This window comes from Kitasatospora sp. NPDC088264 (assembly GCF_040685715.1).
Taxonomy (GTDB): Bacteria; Actinomycetota; Actinomycetes; order Streptomycetales; family Streptomycetaceae; genus Kitasatospora.
Genome location: NZ_JBFBIR010000039.1, coordinates 45,866 through 61,479 on the forward strand (window position 1 = coordinate 45,866; position 15,614 = coordinate 61,479).

General features: G+C 73.5%; 14 protein-coding genes and 1 pseudogene. 4 read left to right on the top strand and 11 right to left on the bottom strand.

Annotated features, from left to right (window positions below; translation table 11 throughout):
• Nucleotides 1-6 precede the first annotated feature (6 nt).
• The 4 genes from AB0O82_RS26070 to AB0O82_RS26085 form a co-directional block, all read right to left on the bottom strand.
• On the bottom strand, nucleotides 7-996 hold the full coding sequence (locus tag AB0O82_RS26070; RefSeq protein WP_363586378.1) for an ABC transporter permease: 990 nt from the start codon (nucleotides 994-996) through the stop codon (nucleotides 7-9).
• A complete protein-coding gene (locus AB0O82_RS26075; protein ID WP_363586379.1) occupies nucleotides 993-2,066 on the bottom strand; it encodes an ABC transporter permease in 1,074 nt (357 codons plus the stop codon). Before AB0O82_RS26075 ends, AB0O82_RS26070 begins: the two co-directional genes overlap by 4 nt.
• Nucleotides 2,067-2,098: 32 nt before the next feature.
• Complete coding sequence (locus AB0O82_RS26080; protein WP_363586380.1) at nucleotides 2,099-3,817, bottom strand: ABC transporter substrate-binding protein; 1,719 nt, start codon at nucleotides 3,815-3,817, stop codon at nucleotides 2,099-2,101.
• 144 nt (nucleotides 3,818-3,961) lie between these two features.
• Nucleotides 3,962-4,054, bottom strand: a complete 93-nt coding sequence (locus AB0O82_RS26085; RefSeq protein WP_317620150.1) for an Ms4533A family Cys-rich leader peptide — start codon at nucleotides 4,052-4,054, stop codon at nucleotides 3,962-3,964.
• 350 nt (nucleotides 4,055-4,404) lie between these two features.
• Here AB0O82_RS26085 and AB0O82_RS26090 point away from each other — a divergent pair, with 350 nt between their 5' ends.
• Nucleotides 4,405-5,442 carry a dihydroxyacetone kinase subunit DhaK gene (locus tag AB0O82_RS26090; RefSeq protein ID WP_363586381.1) on the top strand — a complete coding sequence of 346 codons (1,038 nt, stop codon included), beginning with the start codon at nucleotides 4,405-4,407 and terminating at the stop codon, nucleotides 5,440-5,442.
• Nucleotides 5,439-6,062: pseudogene (dhaL, locus tag AB0O82_RS26095) on the top strand (dihydroxyacetone kinase subunit DhaL); the annotation flags it as partial. The gene AB0O82_RS26090 and the pseudogene dhaL, both read left to right, overlap by 4 nt.
• Before the next feature lie 250 nt (nucleotides 6,063-6,312).
• Here the strand turns inward: dhaL and AB0O82_RS26100 are convergent.
• On the bottom strand, nucleotides 6,313-7,005 hold the full coding sequence (locus AB0O82_RS26100) for an HAD family phosphatase (protein WP_363586382.1): 693 nt from the start codon (nucleotides 7,003-7,005) through the stop codon (nucleotides 6,313-6,315).
• A gap of 250 nt (nucleotides 7,006-7,255) precedes the next feature.
• On the bottom strand, nucleotides 7,256-8,197 hold the full coding sequence (locus tag AB0O82_RS26105; RefSeq protein ID WP_363586383.1) for a ScbA/BarX family gamma-butyrolactone biosynthesis protein: 942 nt from the start codon (nucleotides 8,195-8,197) through the stop codon (nucleotides 7,256-7,258).
• 114 nt (nucleotides 8,198-8,311) lie between these two features.
• Between AB0O82_RS26105 and AB0O82_RS26110 the strand changes: the two genes are divergently transcribed.
• Both AB0O82_RS26110 and AB0O82_RS26115 read left to right on the top strand, forming a co-directional pair.
• Entirely contained in the window at nucleotides 8,312-8,971 is a 660-nt protein-coding gene (locus tag AB0O82_RS26110) for a ScbR family autoregulator-binding transcription factor (protein WP_363586384.1), read from the top strand.
• A gap of 113 nt (nucleotides 8,972-9,084) precedes the next feature.
• Complete coding sequence (locus AB0O82_RS26115) at nucleotides 9,085-9,822, top strand: MgtC/SapB family protein (RefSeq protein WP_363586385.1); 738 nt, start codon at nucleotides 9,085-9,087, stop codon at nucleotides 9,820-9,822.
• Between the two features lie 25 nt (nucleotides 9,823-9,847).
• On the opposite strand, the gene AB0O82_RS26120 is transcribed toward AB0O82_RS26115, so the two are convergent.
• From AB0O82_RS26120 to gcvPA, 5 genes are all read right to left on the bottom strand, one after another.
• Complete coding sequence (locus AB0O82_RS26120; RefSeq protein WP_363586386.1) at nucleotides 9,848-10,501, bottom strand: GntR family transcriptional regulator; 654 nt, start codon at nucleotides 10,499-10,501, stop codon at nucleotides 9,848-9,850.
• Between the two features lie 49 nt (nucleotides 10,502-10,550).
• Nucleotides 10,551-11,297 carry a glucose 1-dehydrogenase gene (locus tag AB0O82_RS26125; RefSeq protein ID WP_363586387.1) on the bottom strand — a complete coding sequence of 249 codons (747 nt, stop codon included), beginning with the start codon at nucleotides 11,295-11,297 and terminating at the stop codon, nucleotides 10,551-10,553.
• A gap of 91 nt (nucleotides 11,298-11,388) precedes the next feature.
• Nucleotides 11,389-12,528, bottom strand: a complete 1,140-nt coding sequence (locus AB0O82_RS26130; RefSeq protein WP_363586388.1) for an NAD(+)/NADH kinase — start codon at nucleotides 12,526-12,528, stop codon at nucleotides 11,389-11,391.
• 83 nt (nucleotides 12,529-12,611) lie between these two features.
• Entirely contained in the window at nucleotides 12,612-14,210 is a 1,599-nt protein-coding gene (gcvPB, locus tag AB0O82_RS26135; RefSeq protein WP_363586389.1) for an aminomethyl-transferring glycine dehydrogenase subunit GcvPB, read from the bottom strand.
• A complete protein-coding gene (gene gcvPA, locus AB0O82_RS26140; protein WP_363586390.1) occupies nucleotides 14,207-15,565 on the bottom strand; it encodes an aminomethyl-transferring glycine dehydrogenase subunit GcvPA in 1,359 nt (452 codons plus the stop codon). Before gcvPA ends, gcvPB begins: the two co-directional genes overlap by 4 nt.
• Nucleotides 15,566-15,614 lie beyond the last annotated feature (49 nt).

Genomic DNA, 15,614 nt, shown 5'->3' on the forward strand with positions numbered 1-15,614 from the left:
CGGCGCTCACGTCAGGACCACCCTTCGATCGGTCACCGCGTAGAGCACGTCCGCGACGACGTTGGCGAGGACCACGGCGAACCCGGTGACGAGGGTGAGGCCGACGACGGTCGGCAGGTCGATCAGGCTGACCGAGCTGACCAGCAGCTTGCCGAGCCCCGGGAGCCCGAACAGCGACTCCGTCAGCACGGCGGAGCCGAACATCGTCCCGAGGTCCATGGCGGTGAGCGCGATCACCGGGGTGAGCGCGCCGCGCAGCGCGTGCCTAGTCACCAGGCGCCGCTCGCTGACGCCGTACGCCCGGAAGGTCCGGATGTGGTCGTCGGCGAGGGTCTCCAGCATGGACGAGCGGGTCAGCCGGGCGTACTTGGCGGACTCGATGAGCGCGAGCGAGACCCAGGGCAGCAGCAGGCCCCAGAACCACTGCTGCGGGTCCTCGGTGAGCGGTACGTAGCTCGGGAACGGCAGCCACTGGAGCTGGGCGCACAGGACGATGAGCAGCACCAGGCCGATGACGAAGACCGGGATGGAGTTGCCGGCCAGCGTCAGCGCGGTCAGCAGCCGCTCGCTGAGCCGGCCCCGGCGCAGCGCGGAGAGCAGCCCGGTGCCGACCCCGAGGGCCAGCCAGAGCACCATCGCGCCGAGTGCCAGCGAGGCCGTCACCGGGAGCCGGGCGGCGATCATGTCGGTGACCTGCTCGCCGCTGCGGTAGGAGACGCCCAGGCACGGCGCCGGGCAGTGCAGCAGGCCCGTCCCGGCGCTGAAGTCGCGGCCGACGACGACGCCCTGGAGGAAGTGGGCGTACTGGAGGTAGACCGGTGCGTCGAGGCCGAGGCGTTCGCGTACCTGGAGGACCTGGGCGGGGCTGCACTTCTCGCCGCAGGCCAGCTGGGCGGGGTCGCCGGGGGCGATGTAGAAGACCGCGTAGACGATCAGCGAGATGGCGAGCAGGACGCCGACCATGCCGATGGCCCTGCGGAGCAGGAAGCGGGTCATGCGGTGGCCTCCTCGGTGGCGGCCGACGGGCCGGGGCGGGCGGGGTCCGGCGTGCCGCTGCCCGGCGATGCGGTGCCCGACGGTCCGCTGCCCGACGAGCCGGCGCCGCGCGCCGTTCCGACCCGCAGCCGGGAGGCCGCGCGGGGGTCGAGCTCGGTGCGGACGGCGTCGCCGAGCACGGTGAAGGCGAGCACCGTGGCGAACAGCAACGCGGACGGGAGCAGCACGTACATCGGGTCGGCGCGGAACCAGGTGGTCGCGCCGGAGAGCATCTGGCCCCACGACGAGGTCGGCGGCTTGACGCCCACGCCGAGGAAGGACAGCCCGGCCTCGGCGATCACGTTGGACGGCAGCAGCACCGCGGCGTAGGTGATGACCGGCGCGGCCAGGGACGGCAGCAGCTCCCGGCGGGCGATCCGCCAGCGGGTGGCGCCGGCGAGCCGGGCCGCGGCCACGTAGTCGAGCTGGCGGAGGCTGAGCGTCTGCGCCCGGACCAGCCGGGCGGTGCCGGCCCAGCCGAGCAGCCCGATGACCAGGGTCAGCAGGAGCGGGCGGGGGAAGTCGGAGGGCACGACCGCCATCAGCGAGATGGCGAAGACCAGCGAGGGCAGCGCGAGCATCACCTCGGTGGTGTTGCCGATCAGCTGGTCGAGCAGCCGGCTGCCGAGGCCCGCGGCGAGGCCGAGCAGGACGCCGATGGCGACCTGGACGAGGGTGGCGCCGACGGCGACGAGCAGCGAGATCCGGGCGCCGTGGACCAGTCGGGCGAACACGTCGCGCCCGGTGCCGGGTTCGACGCCGAGCCAGTGCTCGGCGCTGACGCCGCCGAAGGAGCCGGTGGGCACCCCGCCGGCCGCCGAGTCGAGCAGGTCGTTGTGGTAGCTGGTGGGGTCCTGGCCCTCGATCGCGCTGAGCAGCGGTGCCGCTGCCGCGATCAGGGCGAGCAGGGCGATGACGAGGCCGGCGGCGAGGACGGCGCGCCGCGCGAGCAGCCGCCGCCACACCGTCCGGCCCCCGGCGGCCGGGGAGGCCGCGAGGGCCTTCCCGGCCTGGGGTTCCTGTGGAGCCATGGTTGTTCGACCGATCCGTCCGATCCCGTCCGCTACTTGACCGCGACCTGGGAGATGTCGAGCACGCCGGTCCAGTCGCTGATGACGATGTTGCGGACGTCCTTGCCCGACAGCCGCTTGTAGACGGGGTGGAACAGCGGGACGGTCAGGGCCTGGTCGCCGATCCGCTTGTCCAGGGCGCCCCAGCGCTTGGCCGCCTCGGCGTGGTCGGTGATCTTGTTGATCTGGTCGATCTCGTCGTTCACCGACGGGTCGTCCAGCTGCGCGGAGTTGAAGTTGTAGCCGTCGGTGACGATCTGCCGGCCGTCGAAGATCGGCGCGAGGAACGGGCCGCCGGAGGGCCAGTCGGCGCCCCAGCCGGAGAGGAAGAGGCCGGGTTCGGTGCTGACGGTGTGGATCGTCTTGGAGTACCTGGTGGAGTCCAGGGCGTCGAGCTGGACGGTGATCCCGGCCGCCTTCAGGCCGTCCTGGACGGCGGTGGCCAGGTTCGGGCCGTAGCCCTTGCCCGATTCGGTGGAGTGGGTGAGCGTGATGGTCAGGCCGTCCGGGTAGCCGGCCTCCTTCAGCAGCTCCCTGGCCTTCTCCGGGTTGCCGGTGGCGCCGGCCGGGAACGGGTCGTAGGGCGTGTACCCGAAGGTCTCCTGGGCGGGCAGGTAGGTGGTGGCGGCCTCGGCGAGCGAGGAGCCGCCGGCGGCGTTGACGACCGAGGTGCGGTTGAGCGCGTAGGCGACGGCCTGCCGGACCTTGGGGTTGTCGAAGGGCTTGACCTTGGGGTTGAACGCCAGGTAGTTGACGTAGCCGAAGTGGCCGGTGCCGACGCGGGCGGCGAGCGCCTTGTCGTCCTTCACCTGGGCGAGCTCGGAGGGGCCGAGGTTGGTGTCGGTGGTGACGGCGGCCGCGTCGGCGCCGGTGCCGGCGGAGAGCCGCTGGTTGATCACCGCCGGGTCGAGCCCGGACTGCACGTCGACGGTGTCCGGGTACGCCTTGCGCTGGTCGTCGTTGGCCGCGGACCAGTTGGGGTTGCGCTTGAGGACGAGGTGTGCGCCGTCGTTCTCGTTCTTGACGACCTGGTAGGGGCCGGAGGAGACGGGGTGCTCCTGGTACTTCGTCCCGGTGTCCTTGGCCTTCGGGACGGGGGCGAACTGCGTCTGGGTGGCCAGGTAGGGGAAGTCGCCCTCGGGCTTGTTGAGGCGGAAGGTGATGGTCTTCTCGTCCGGCGTCTCGATCGCGTCCAGACCGCGGCCGTCCTTGTACGGGCCCTGGTAGTCGGCGGCGCCGACCAGCCAGTCCCTCAGGAATGGCGCCCCGCCGGAGAGTTCGGGGGCGAATGACCTTTCGATGCCGTACTTGATATCGGCGGTGGTGATCGCCGAGCCGTCCTCGTACTTCAGGCCGTCCTTGAGGTGGTACGTCCACACCGTCGCGCCCTCCGAGGGGGTGCCGGTGTCGGTGGCGAGGTCGGGGACGACCTTGGTGCCGGCCGCGCCGTCGGCCCGGTTGCGGGTGGTGAGGGTGCGGAAGACCAGGGAGGGCACGTTGCCGCCGCCGGAGGTGTAGAGCCGTGCGGGGTCGAACTGGTCCTGCGGGTTCTGGTTGAGGACGGTGAGGGTGCCGCCCTGCTGCGGCGCGGCGTCCTTGCCGGTGCTTCCACCGCCGTCGCCCTTCGGTCCGCACGCCGCCACTCCGACGGCCAGGGCGACGGTGACGGTCGCCGCGGCGAGGCGGCGGGGGGTGAAGGTGGTTCGAGACATCGGAAAGGGGGCCTTTCGCTACCGATGGTGTACGGAGGAAGGCGGGCGACAGTGAGGCCGTGAGGAGAGTGAGCGGCACCGCGCCCGCAGGAAGGGGCGACGTCCCGGGGCGGCGATCACCGCTACGCGTCGGGACAGGCGGATTCAGCGACAGAGATTGTCGGAAACGCAGTGCGCGGCCACGCCGATCAGCGCCAGCTCAATGGCGGCGCACTCGATCGGGTGACGGTCAGACATGCCGAGAAGACTGTATGACTTTAAGCGGAATGTCAAAACTCCGGATAGCATCCGGCCGCCACGGGAACGCCGGGAACGGATTACGGCCCGGGCGCCGGGAGATCGTGCGGAAGCGGGGGGAAACCGGGGCCCGTGCCCGCCGGACCGGCGGGCGCGACATCACCCGAGTGGGTGCCGCGACCCTTCGGGGCGCCGGCGCCCCGAAGGCCCGGAACCGCCCGCCGGGCGGCCGTTCCGGGCCCTCGCGCACTTCCGTCTGCGGGTTGCCGCGCGCGGGCGCCTGCCCAAGCATGGGTGAACGTGATCGGCGATCGCGCGCAGCGCGGCCGCCCTACCGAGCGGAGCCGGACGTGGCCCCTTACCTCGAAACCGATCAGGACGCCCTGGTGGCGAGCGCACTCGCCGGATTCGCCCGGGCCCACCCATCGCTCGTCGTCCACGACCCCGACCTCGGATTCGTCCGCACCCGTGACCGGGCCCCCGGGCGCCGGGTCGGACTGCTCTCCGGTGGCGGCTCCGGGCACGAGCCCCTGCACGTCGGATTCGTCGGCCGGGGCATGCTCGACGCCGCCTGCCCGGGCCGGATCTTCGCCTCACCGCACAACCGGCAGATCTTCGAGGCCTCGCGCGCGGTCGCCGGCGAGGACGGCGTCCTGCACATCGTGAAGAACTACACCGGCGACCGGATCAACTTCGGCATCGCGGCCGAACGGCTGCACCGCCAGGGCATACCGTGCGCCAGGGTCCTGGTGGACGACGACCTCGCCTCCGAGTCCGAGTCCGTCGCCGCCGGCCGGCGCGGGACGGCGGCCACCGTCCTGGTGCAGAAGATCCTCGGAGCGGCCGCCGACCTCGGGCTCGGACTGGCGGAACTCTCCCTGCTGGGAGCCGAGTTGGCCGGGCGCTGCCGCAGCATCGCGGTGGCCGGCGCCGCACACACCTCCCCGGCCACCGGCCGGCCGGCCTTCGAGGTGTCGGACCGGACGGTCGAGTTCGGCGTCGGCATCCACGGCGAACGGGCCGAACTCTCCCTGGAGTGCGAACCGCTGGCCGTCCTGGTGGGCCGGATGGCGCTGCGCCTGCTGGAGGCGCTGCGCCCGGCCCGCGCCCCCCTGGTCGCGCTGGTCAACGGGCTGGGCGCGACCACCGGCCTGGAGCTGTACGCGGTCCTGTACGAACTGGCCGCCGTCCTGGACGCCGGCGGGCGCCGCCTGGCGCGCAGCCTGGTCGGCGACTACGTCACCGCCCTCGACATGCGGGGGTTCTCGATCACCCTGCTCGCCGCCGACGAACAGACGCTCGCGCTGCTCGACGCCCCCGCGTACACGGCGGCCTGGCCGGTCGCGCAATCGGCGCCGGCCCCCGGTCACCAGGAGGTCAGGAGATGACGGGCACGAAGGCCTTCGACGGCCTCTTCACGGCGGGCTGGATGCGGCGGTTCGCCGAGACCGTCGCGGTCACCGAGGAGGAGCTCACCCGGCTCGACCAGGCCGCCGGGGACGGCGACTTCGGCGTCAACCTGCTCACCGGCGTGCGGTGCGCCCTGGCCGCGCTGGACCGGCTGCCACCGGGGCGCCAGGCCGCGGCGGTACCGCTGGGCGCGGCGGCGGGCGCGTTCCTGGACGAGGTCGGCGGGACGAGCGGGCCGCTGTTCGGCCTGGTGCTCCAGGAGCTGGCGGCGGCCGTCGGCACCGGCCCGCTGACCGGCCCGGCCCTGGCCCGGGGAGCGACGGCGGCGCTGGAGGCCGTCCAGCGGGTGGGGGAGGCGCGGCCGGGTGACAAGACGCTCGTCGACGCCCTGCACCCGGCCGCACTGGCCCTGCGCGGCTGCACTCCCGATGCCCGCCCGGACGACTGCCTCGCGGCGGCCGCCGCCGCCGCGGCGGCGGGCGTCCGCCGGACCAGGGCCCTGCGGGCCCGCCGCGGTCGGGCCAGCTATCTCGGCGAACGGGCCTCGGGAGTGCCCGACCCGGGCGCCGTGGGCATCGCGCTGCTGTTCGCCTCGGCGCACGCGGTGCCGCGGACGCTGGGCGGAGTGCTGCGCGATGACAGCGCTGCTGACCGCGCGTCCACCGGCAGCGCGTCCACCGACACCGCGCCGACCGACACCGCGTCCACCGACACCGCGTTCGGCGGGCCCGATCCGCTGTGCGGCCCCGAGCCGGCCCCCGCCGGACCGTGAGCGCCTGGCCGGTTCCCCGGCCGGCTTGCGCTCCGCCGGGCGCTGCTCGGCCAGGGGCTGCTCGGCCGGGGGCCGCTCAGCTGGTGAGGGCGAGAGCGCTCCGGCGCCGGACCCAGTCGAGCAGTCCCGGCTCGCCCAGGGTGGCGACCCACAGGTCGACCGCGTCCCGCGCCTCGGCCGACGGGTGCGGTCCGACACCGATCACCCGCAGCCCCGCCAGGACGGCCGAGCGGATGCCGCAGAAGGTGTCCTCCACGGCGAGGCAGTCGGTGGGCTCGGCGCCGCAGAGCCGGGCGGCGGTCAGGTAGACGTCCGGCGCCGGCTTGGGCCCGATCCCCTCGGCCGGGACCACGATGTGCTCGAAGTGTTCGAGCAGTCCGGCGCCGCCGAGTCCGGCCTCGATCACGTCGCGCGGGCAGTTGCTGGCGACCGCCAGCGGGACGAACCCGCTGAGCCGGCCGACCAGTTCGGCCGCGCCCGGCATCGGGACCGGGTCGGCGTCGACGAGCGCCCGGAAGCTCGCCAGCAGCCGGTCGGTCAGCTCCGGCGCCAGCGAGGGGTCGCCGGCGGTCTCGGCCATCAGCCGCCCGCAGTCCGAGTAGTGCAGCCCGGCCGCGCGCGCCGTGAACTCCGGTCCGGCCGTGAGTCCGTAGCCCCGCAGCACCTCCGCACGGGCCTCGTGCCAGTGCGACTCGGTGTCCATCAGCGTGCCGTCGCAGTCGAAGACGACGGCTGCAGGGGTCCAGTCGTTGATTCTCTCCACGGTCATGCCTACGCCCTTCAGGTGGGATTGGCTCTGTGGGATTCGCCGGGGTGCGCGTCGGGACGAGGGGGGGCGGCCACGGCCTGGGGCCGTCGCCGCTTGCCGACCTGTCCGGGGCCGGAATCTGGAGCGCGGCAAAACGACGCGCATCGGCGTCCGGGCCGGAGAAAACGACCCGGAACATAACGATCGCAACGTTACGATCGATATGTTTCGCGGTCAAACTTGGCGGCCCTAGATTTGCCGGGTCTTTACTTCAATAGCCCAACGACCCCACGGCGGTGATATGACCGTTCTGACGAATATGAAAAACACACAAATGCTCGTACTCGGTGATGCCGACTTCCGGGAGGGGGGCGAACTCGGTGAACCGCACGGCCTTCATCCGGTAGTCGACGGGGTGCGACAGCCGCCCCGCGCTCCGCAGTGCCGCGGCCTGCCGGGCCGCCTCCAGCAGCACCATGCCGGGCATGTGGTCGGACGGGTGGTCGAAGAAGAACGGGTGCGCCGGATCGGCCGGGCAGATCAGGAGGGGGCCATCCGCCCACGAACGGCCGGCCGCGCGCGTCACCAGCACGTCAGAGGGCAGGGCGACGCCGACCTCCGCCGGTGACGGGGGGTCGGGGGGCGGGCCGGAGTCCGCGGGATCCCCGGCCAGCGCGGTGCCGCGCAGGGCCGGGTAGACGGGCCGTTCGACGAAGCGCGTGCCGCCCTCGATCCGGGCGAACACCACTCCCCGCGCGGAGCAGTCGACCCGCAGCCGCATGCCGGTGGGCCGGTGGTTTTCGGCCGAGGTCCGCAGGTCGTGCACCAGGGCCCGGCAGAGGACCGCCGCCGGGCCGTCGCCGCGCGGCTCGGCCGCCGGGTCGACCCGGCAGGACACGTCGGTGATCAGCAGGTGCGTGTCGGCCGGTACGCCGTAGTGGCGCAGCGGCAGGTAGATGCCCAGCTGGCGGGCGGTCTCCACGGCGATCAGCGGGTCGTGCCGCTCCCCGCGTCCGCGCGGGAAGGTGGGGTGGGAACGGGGCCACTGGGCCGCCGCCTCGAAGCGGTCGCCGCCTCGGGCCCGGACGTCGGTCAGCAGCACCTCCGCCACGGCGGCGCGGTGGACCAGTTCACGGGGGACCGTGCGGGACCAGCTGAGCGGTCGGGCAGGATGCCGGGCCGCCGAGGAGGGGAGGAAATCCAGCATCTTCATATTTACAGAAAATATCAATCCCCTTGGTTTCGCATGTCGTCAGTTGGCGATCCGGCCCGCGGATCACTACAGTGCGTGCGAAAAGCCGAGGTGATCTTGAAAAGGCAGAGGCGCGTGCAGAATCGGGCGGAGACGACACGGAGGTCAGTCCTCGAATCAGCTGCGCGATTGTTCGACGAACGCGGGTACGCGGGCACCAGCATCAGCGACATCAGCGCGGCCTCCGGCAGGACGAGCGGGGCCATCTACTTCCACTACACCAGCAAGGAGAACCTGGCCCGCGCCGTGATCGAAGCGCACTTCGCCACCTGGCCGGAGCTCGTCGCGCGCCACACCCGCACGCCGGTGCCGGCGCTGGAGCAACTCGTCCGGCTGAGCTTCGCGGTGGCGCGGGCCTTCCGCGACGACGTCGTGGTCAGGGCCGGCGCCCGGCTCTGGTCCGAGCGCGCGGCCATCGACGCCGACCTCCCGGTGCCGTTCGTGGGGTGGATCGACACCGTCCGCGTCCTGCTCGAACGGGCGGGCAGCGAGGGCGAGCTCGCCGCCCGGGTCGACCCGTCGACCGCGGCCCACGGCGTGATCTGCGCGTTCTTCGGGCTGCACACCGTCTCCGACGCGATCGACGGACGGCGCACCATCGAGGAGCGCCTGTGCGACCTGTGGGAACTGCTGCTGCCGGGCCTCCAGAAGAATCCCGACCCGGCCGCCCTGCTCGCCTCGGTCCGGCCCAGGCCGTCCGTGCGCGCCGACGGGTGGGGACTCGCCGGGAATTGACGCGGAATCGACCCCCGGCCTGCCGGGAGGAGGCCACGCCGCCGGGCACCGGGCCCTAGCATGAATCACCACGTCCGGGGCCGGCGGTGCGGCGGAGAAGAGGCGTCAGGGCTATGGCAGCGGTTCAATGGGCGGCCGGGCCGTCCGGTCAGGGGTCGGTCCAGGTACTGGAGTTCCTGTTCGCCTTCCTGCTCTCCGGCCTGATCGGGGTCGAGCGGCAGATCCGCCAGAAGTCCGCGGGCCTGCGGACGTACACGACGGTGGGCAGCGGCGCGGCGCTGTTCACCCTGGTGAGCAAGTACGGTTTCGCCGACGTGGTGCGCGCGGGCACCGTCGAGCTGGACCCGTCCCGGATGGCCGCGCAGATCGTGTCGGGGCTGGGCTTCATCGGCGCCGGGGTGATCTTCGTGCACCGGGGCTGGGTGCAGGGCCTGACGACGGCGGCCACGATCTGGCTCACCGCGGCGGTGGGCTCCGCCGCGGCCGCGGGTCTGCCGCTGCTCGCGGCGCTGACCGTCGCGGCGTACTTCCTCGCGTCCTACGCGATCAGGCCGTTGCTCAACCGCCTGCCCGCGCTGCACCGGCCGCCGGTCTCGTACCGCATCGTCTACCGTCCGGGCAGGGGGGTGCTGCGGGACGTGCTGGACCAGTGCACCCGGGCCGGCTTCGCCGTCTTCGAGCTGCGCACGCTGTCCGGCACGGACGGGGAGCTCCCCGGCGAGGTCTCCGAGAAGCCCGTCGAGGTCGCCCTGTCGGTGCAGGGGCAGGGCGACGCAGGCGGGCTCACCGCGCAGATCGCGGCCGTGGCCGGAGTGCTGACCTGCGTCCGCGGCCGGTCCGACGAGGAGTGACGTCCCGGCCGCGGGGGAGGGCGCGTCAGCGGGCGCCGAGGGCCGGCAGGCGCTCCATGATCCGTTCCATGCCGCTGGTCCAGTTCGCCTCCAGGGCGGCGACGGCCTGCTCCACGTCGTCGTCGAGGAGGCACTGGGCGATCCGCTCGTGCTCCTCGGCGGCGCGTTCGAGGATCTCGTGGTCGCCGACGACCACCCGCTCGTAGCGGTGGAGGGTGAGTTTGAGCGAGTCGATCAGCTCGCGCAGCCGGGTGTTGGAGCAGCCGGAGAGCAACAGCGCGTGCCAGGCGTCGTCGTAGCGCTCTATGGTGCCGTGCGGGGCCTGGGGCGCGGAGAAGGCGCGGGCCTCCGCCAGCAGCCGGGGCGCGATGGCCGAGAGGTACGCGCGGTCGGAGGTCCGCAGCGCCAGCGACTCCAGGGCGATCAGGATGGCCGTGAGGTCGAGGAACTCCTGCCGGCCGGTGGGTGCGAAGCGAAAGCCCTTGCCGCGCTCGCTGGTGATGATGCCTTCGCGCTCCAGACTGATCAGCGCCTCGCGCAACGGGGTGCGGCTGACGCCCAGTTCCTCCGCGAGGTGGACCTCGTTGATCGACTCGCCGGGGGTGAACCGGCCGTGGCCCAGCCGCTCCAGGAGTTCGTCCTTCACCTGTTCGCGCAGCGGACGCCGCTCGATCGCCATCGGGCTTTCCCTTCTTCCTCGGTCCGTAGCGTACCGGCCGGGCGACTGGTCAGGCGGTCCCGGCGCCGTCCACGGCGATGATCGCGCCGCTGACGAACGTGGAGGCGTCACTGGCGAGGAAGGCGACCGTCTGGGCGATGTCCCGAGGCTGGCCGATGCGGCCGAGCGGTCGGTCGGCGGCGTCGGCGTAGAAGGCGTCCGGGCTCTCGCCGAGCTGGCGGGCCTCCTCGGCGAGCATACCGGTGTTGGTGTCGCCGGGGCACACGCAGTTGACGCGGATGTTGTCGGGGCCGTGGTCGATGGCCATGGCCCGGGTCATGTTGACGACGGCGCCCTTGGAGGCGCAGTAGGAGACGGCCCGGCCGCCGCCCCGGATGCCCCAGCCGGAGCCGGTGTTGATGATGCTGCCGCCACCGTTCGCGGCCATCAGCGGCACGACCAGCCCGCTGAGCAGCATGACGGAGCGGACGTTGACGGCCATCACCAGGTCCCAGTCGTCGTCGGCGATGTCGCAGACGGTGGACCGGCGGATGATCCCGGCGTTGTTGAACAGCACGTCGACGCCGCCGTGCAGGTCGACGGCGGTGCGTACGGCCCGTTCGCAGTCGGCGCGTTGGGAGACGTCGCAGCGGACGAAGGTGCCGCCGGTCTCCTTGGCGGCCCGTTCGCCGCGGTCGGCGTCGAGGTCGGCGAGGACGACGGCCGCGCCGAGTTCGGCCAGCAGCGCGGCGGTGGCCCGGCCGATGCCGGAGGCGGCGCCGGTGACGATGGCGCGCTTGCCGTGGAGGTCGATCACTGGGGGCTCCTCTTCAGGGGGTCTCAGGAGGTCTCAGGGGGGCGGGTCTCAGGAGGTCCGGCCGGCCCGGCTGGTCAGATGGTCGGGCCGGTCAGGCGGTCAGGCGGTAGACGGCGCTGGCGTGGCGGCCGGTGATCACCCGGACGTGCCCGGACAGGGCATCGTCCAGCTCCGGGTCACCGGTGTCCAGCAGCAGCGGGCGGCCCGCGAGGGCGGCGAGCTTCGCCTCGGTGGCGAGGACGAGCAGCCGCTCGCGGCCGGTGGCGCGCAGCAGTTCGGGGGTGAACTGCTGGTTGCCGCGGCCGAGCAGGAAGCCCTGGCCGCCGATCGGCGAGAGCGCGATCCACGGGGTGGCGGGCAGGGCCAGCAGCTGGTCGGCCCGGGCATCGCGGATCACGACCCGGGCGCCGCCGCCCGGTTGGAGGCGGAGCACGTCCACGCCGGTCAGACAGGCGTCCGCCGCGCCGAGCGCGGTGGCGACGGCGTGCGTCGTGCCGCCCGGGCCGAGGGCGAGCAGCCCGCCGGGGCCGACGCGTTCGGCGACCTCGGCGGCGATGCCGCCCAGCGCCTCGGGGTCGGCGGCGGAACTGCCGGTCTTGCGCTGCTGGACCCGGGCGGGCAGGACCGGGACGGTCAGCCACCCGTGCAGGCGGGCGGACACCCGGCCCTCCCGTAGCGCCGCCTCGTCGCGGTCCACGACCTCGGCGGACGCCAGCCGGACGCCGCCGCCCACCCAGGCCGCGGCCACCTCGGCGGCGGCGCGGGGGTGGACGGCGAAGACCGCGGAGTGCATCTTGACCCCGGCCGGGATGCCGAGGACGGGCGGTCCTGGCTCCGCACCGAGCGGGCCGAGCGATCCGAGCGATCCGAGCGCGTCGAGGACGTCGCGGGCCGTGCCGTCGCCGCCGCAGAACAGCAGCAGGCCGGCGCCGGCCGCGACGAGGGCGCGGACGGCCGCGCGGGTGTCCGCCGCCGTGGTGCCCGGGCCGGTGGGCCGGTGGACCACCGTCGCGTCGAGGCCGGCCGCCCGCGCCGCGTCCGCACCCATCGGCCCGGCCGCCGTGAGCAAGGCCGAGTGCGGTGCGAGCAGGGCGAACTGGCGGAGCATCAGCTCCGTGCGGGAGGTCGCGGCCGGCCGGGCGCCGAGGGTGCGGGCCCGCTGCTGGACCTCGGCGCCGTCGCTGCCCTTGAGGCCGACCCGGCCGCCGAGTCCGGCGACCGGGTTGACCACGAGCCCGACGGTGGGGCCGGTCGCCGGGTTCCCGCCCGCCGGGCGGACGGCGGGAGTCGGACGACCGGCCCCGGGGCCCGCCGTCACGGCCGCTCGCCGAGGACCTTGCGGCGGTAGGCGCGCCAGCTGACGGCCCAGACCGCCGGGTCGTCCAGCGGTTCGTGCCGGATGCGGTGCACGGTGGAGTTGTGCGGGGCCGTGCGGACGGTCTCCGGGTCCTCGTAGGCCTCGCGGGCGACCTCGGCGAGGATCGCGGCGTACTCGTCGAGGTCGGCGCGGGAGTAGGACTCGGTCGGCTCCAGCGTCATCGGCTCGGGGACGACGTACGGGTGGTGGCTGGTCCAGTAGTGGGTGCCGAAGTCGGCGGCGCGGTACCCGAGGTCCTCGCTGTGCAGGCCGGTGTCCTCGTTGAGCTGCTGCCAGCTGTAGCGGACCTGCTCGACGCGCGGGCGCCCCTTGGCGTAGGGCACGGAGACGCCGCGGATCCGCTGGACCTGGTGCATCAGGTAGTTGTTGTTGAGCACGGCGGTCTCGGCGGCCTCGCGCAGCCCCGCGGCGCCCATCGACATGATCCAGGCGTAGGCGCGGACCAGGTTCGGGACGACGCCCAGGTAGGGGCGGATCTTGCCGATGGACTCCGGCCGGTCGTGGTCCAGGATGTACCGCTCGCCGTCGAACTCGACGGTGGGGCTGGGCAGGTGGGGCGCGAGCTCGGCGGTGACGCCGCAGGCGCCGGCGGCGGGGCCGCCGCAGGCGTGCGGGGTGGAGAAGGTCTTGTGCAGGTTGAAGTGGCACAGGTCGAAGCCGGCCTCGCGGGCCCGGGTGATGCCGAGGACGCCGTTGGCGTTGGCCTGGTCGTAGGCGCACAGGCCGCCGGCGGCGTGCACGATGCGGACGAACTCGGCGATCCGGGGGTTGTAGATCCCGGTGTCCTCGGGGTTGGTGATGAGCAGCGCGGCGGTGCGCGGGCCGACGGCGGCGCGCAGCGCCTCGATGTCGGGGTAGCCGTCCGCGTCCGGGTGCAGGGTGATCACCTTGAAGCCGGCGGTCTTGGCGCAGGCGGCGTTGGAGGGGTGCGAGAAGGCGGTGGTGATGACCTCGTCGCGCTGCTCCGCCTCGCCGCGGGCGGCGAAGTGGGCGCGGATGACGGAGACGTTGGTCCAGATCGCGGCGGAGCCGGCGCCGGGTTGCAGCGAGACCCGGTCCATGCCGGAGACCTCCTTGAGCAACTGCTCAAGCCGGTGGACGAGTTCGAGCACCCCTTGGACGGTCGAGGGGTCCTGGGCCGGGTGCAGGGCGGCGATGCGCGGGTCGCGGACGAAGGCGTCGTTGACCTTGGGGCTGTACTTCATGGTGCAGGTGCCCTGGCCGACGTCGACGTTGAGGTCGGCGCCGAGGTTCTCCTGGGAGAGCCGCAGGTAGTGGCGGAGCACCTGCTGCTGGCCGAGTTCGGGCAGCGCGGCCGGGGTGGTGCGGCGCAGCGCGGCGGGCAGGCGGTCGGCGGGGCTGCCGACGGCGGCGGTGACGCCGGGTCCGGGGGTCGGCGGCAGGACGCCGCGCTCGCCGGGCGCGCCCAGTTCGAAGATCAGCTTCTCGTCCCAGCGGGCCTGGTGGAAGCGGCGCAGAGCGGGCTTGGGGGCGATCCGCGGGTCGGTCCCGCCGCTGTTCTGACGATCCGTCACTTGACGATCTCCTCAAGGGCGGTGGCGAGGCGGTCGATGTCGGCCTGGGTGTGGAGCTCGGTCACGCAGTAGCGGCCCTCGTGTTCCCCGGCCGGGGTGCCGGCGTGCAGGCCGCGGGCGAGCAGCGCGGCGGCGACCTCGGCGGCGGTGCGCCCGCCGGTGTAGCGGAGGGTGAAGTCGGCGAAGTGGACGGCCTCGGGGTCGGCGAGTTCCACGCCGGGGGCCTGGGCGAGGCGCCGGCGGGCGTAGGCGGTGTTGGCGAGGATGGTCTCGCCGATCTCGCGCATGCCGTGCGGCCCCATCAGCGAGAGGTAGACCCCGGCGGCGATGCCGTGCAGGGCGGCGGCGGTGCCGACCCACTCCTTGCCCTCCTCGCGCAGGGCGAAGGAGGTGCGCTCGTAGGCGACGTCGCCGAAGCCGTACTCGCCCGGCACGTCGGTGGGGGTGAGGCCGAAGAGGCGGCTGGGGTACTCGGCCACCAGGCGTTCGTCGTCGGCGCTGGCGATGAAGCCCGCGTTGCCGCCGCCGAAGCTGGGGTGGATGCCGAGCGGCTGGAGGTCGCCGCAGGTGAGGTCGGCGCCGAAGGAGGCGGGCGGGGCGAGCGCGCCGAGGCTCAGCGGGTTGGCGCCGATGACGGCCAGCGCGCCTGCCTGGTGGGCGAGTTCGACGTACTGCGGCAGTTCGGGGTCGACCCGGCCGCAGTGGTCGGTCAGTTCGGCGAAGACGGCGGCGGCGTCGCCGGCGGCGAGGGCGGCGCGGACGGCCCCGGGCTCGGCCGGGACGAGCACGAGGTCGTGGACGCCGCGCACGTAGTCGCGGATCCGGGAGAGCTTGTCCGGGTCGAGGTCGCCGACCAGCAGGAGGCGGCGGCGCCCGGTGGCCCGGCCGGCCATCCGCAGTGCGGTCGCGGCGGCCTGGAAGCCGTCGTAGGTCGGCACGTTGACGACGTCGACGGCCAGCAGTTCGGCCATCAGCGACTGGTACTCCCACAGGGCCTGGAACCGGCCGTGGTCCTCGTACGGCTCACCGGCGTAGGCGGTGAGGAACTCGCTGCGGTTGACGACCTCGTCGACCACGGCGGGCACGTGGTGGCGGTAGCAGCCGGCGCCGAGGAAGCTGCGGCCGGGCGGGACGGCGGCGTTGCGGGCGAGCAACTCCTCCATGTGAGCGACCAGTTGCGCCTCGGAGCCGAGCGGCTCGGGCAGTCGCAGCGGGCGGTCCAGGCGGAGCTCGGCGGGGATGTCGGCGTAGAACTCCTCGACGCTGTGCGCGCCGATCGCCGCCAGCATGGCCTTCTTCACGTCGGGGGCGGAGTTGGGGATGTACGGGTGGGTCCGGGGGGCGCGTGCGGTCATCCTGGCACCTTCCGCGATTTCGGTCACAGGCCTTGACGGCACTGTGTGT

What these genes read in the sequence shown, in the direction of transcription:
- AB0O82_RS26080 (WP_363586380.1), bottom strand. Translation starts at nt 3,817, where the DNA reads ATGTCTCGAACCACCTTCACCCCCCGCCGCCTCGCCGCGGCGACCGTC.
- gcvPA (WP_363586390.1), bottom strand. Translation starts at nt 15,565, where the DNA reads ATGACCGCACGCGCCCCCCGGACCCACCCGTACATCCCCAACTCCGCC.
- AB0O82_RS26100 (WP_363586382.1), bottom strand. Translation starts at nt 7,005, where the DNA reads ATGACCGTGGAGAGAATCAACGACTGGACCCCTGCAGCCGTCGTCTTC.
- AB0O82_RS26085 (WP_317620150.1), bottom strand. Translation starts at nt 4,054, where the DNA reads ATGTCTGACCGTCACCCGATCGAGTGCGCCGCCATTGAGCTGGCGCTG.
- AB0O82_RS26120 (WP_363586386.1), bottom strand. Translation starts at nt 10,501, where the DNA reads ATGGCGATCGAGCGGCGTCCGCTGCGCGAACAGGTGAAGGACGAACTC.
- AB0O82_RS26115 (WP_363586385.1), top strand. Translation starts at nt 9,085, where the DNA reads ATGGCAGCGGTTCAATGGGCGGCCGGGCCGTCCGGTCAGGGGTCGGTC.
- AB0O82_RS26070 (WP_363586378.1), bottom strand. Translation starts at nt 996, where the DNA reads ATGACCCGCTTCCTGCTCCGCAGGGCCATCGGCATGGTCGGCGTCCTG.
- AB0O82_RS26075 (WP_363586379.1), bottom strand. Translation starts at nt 2,066, where the DNA reads ATGGCTCCACAGGAACCCCAGGCCGGGAAGGCCCTCGCGGCCTCCCCG.
- AB0O82_RS26105 (WP_363586383.1), bottom strand. Translation starts at nt 8,197, where the DNA reads ATGAAGATGCTGGATTTCCTCCCCTCCTCGGCGGCCCGGCATCCTGCC.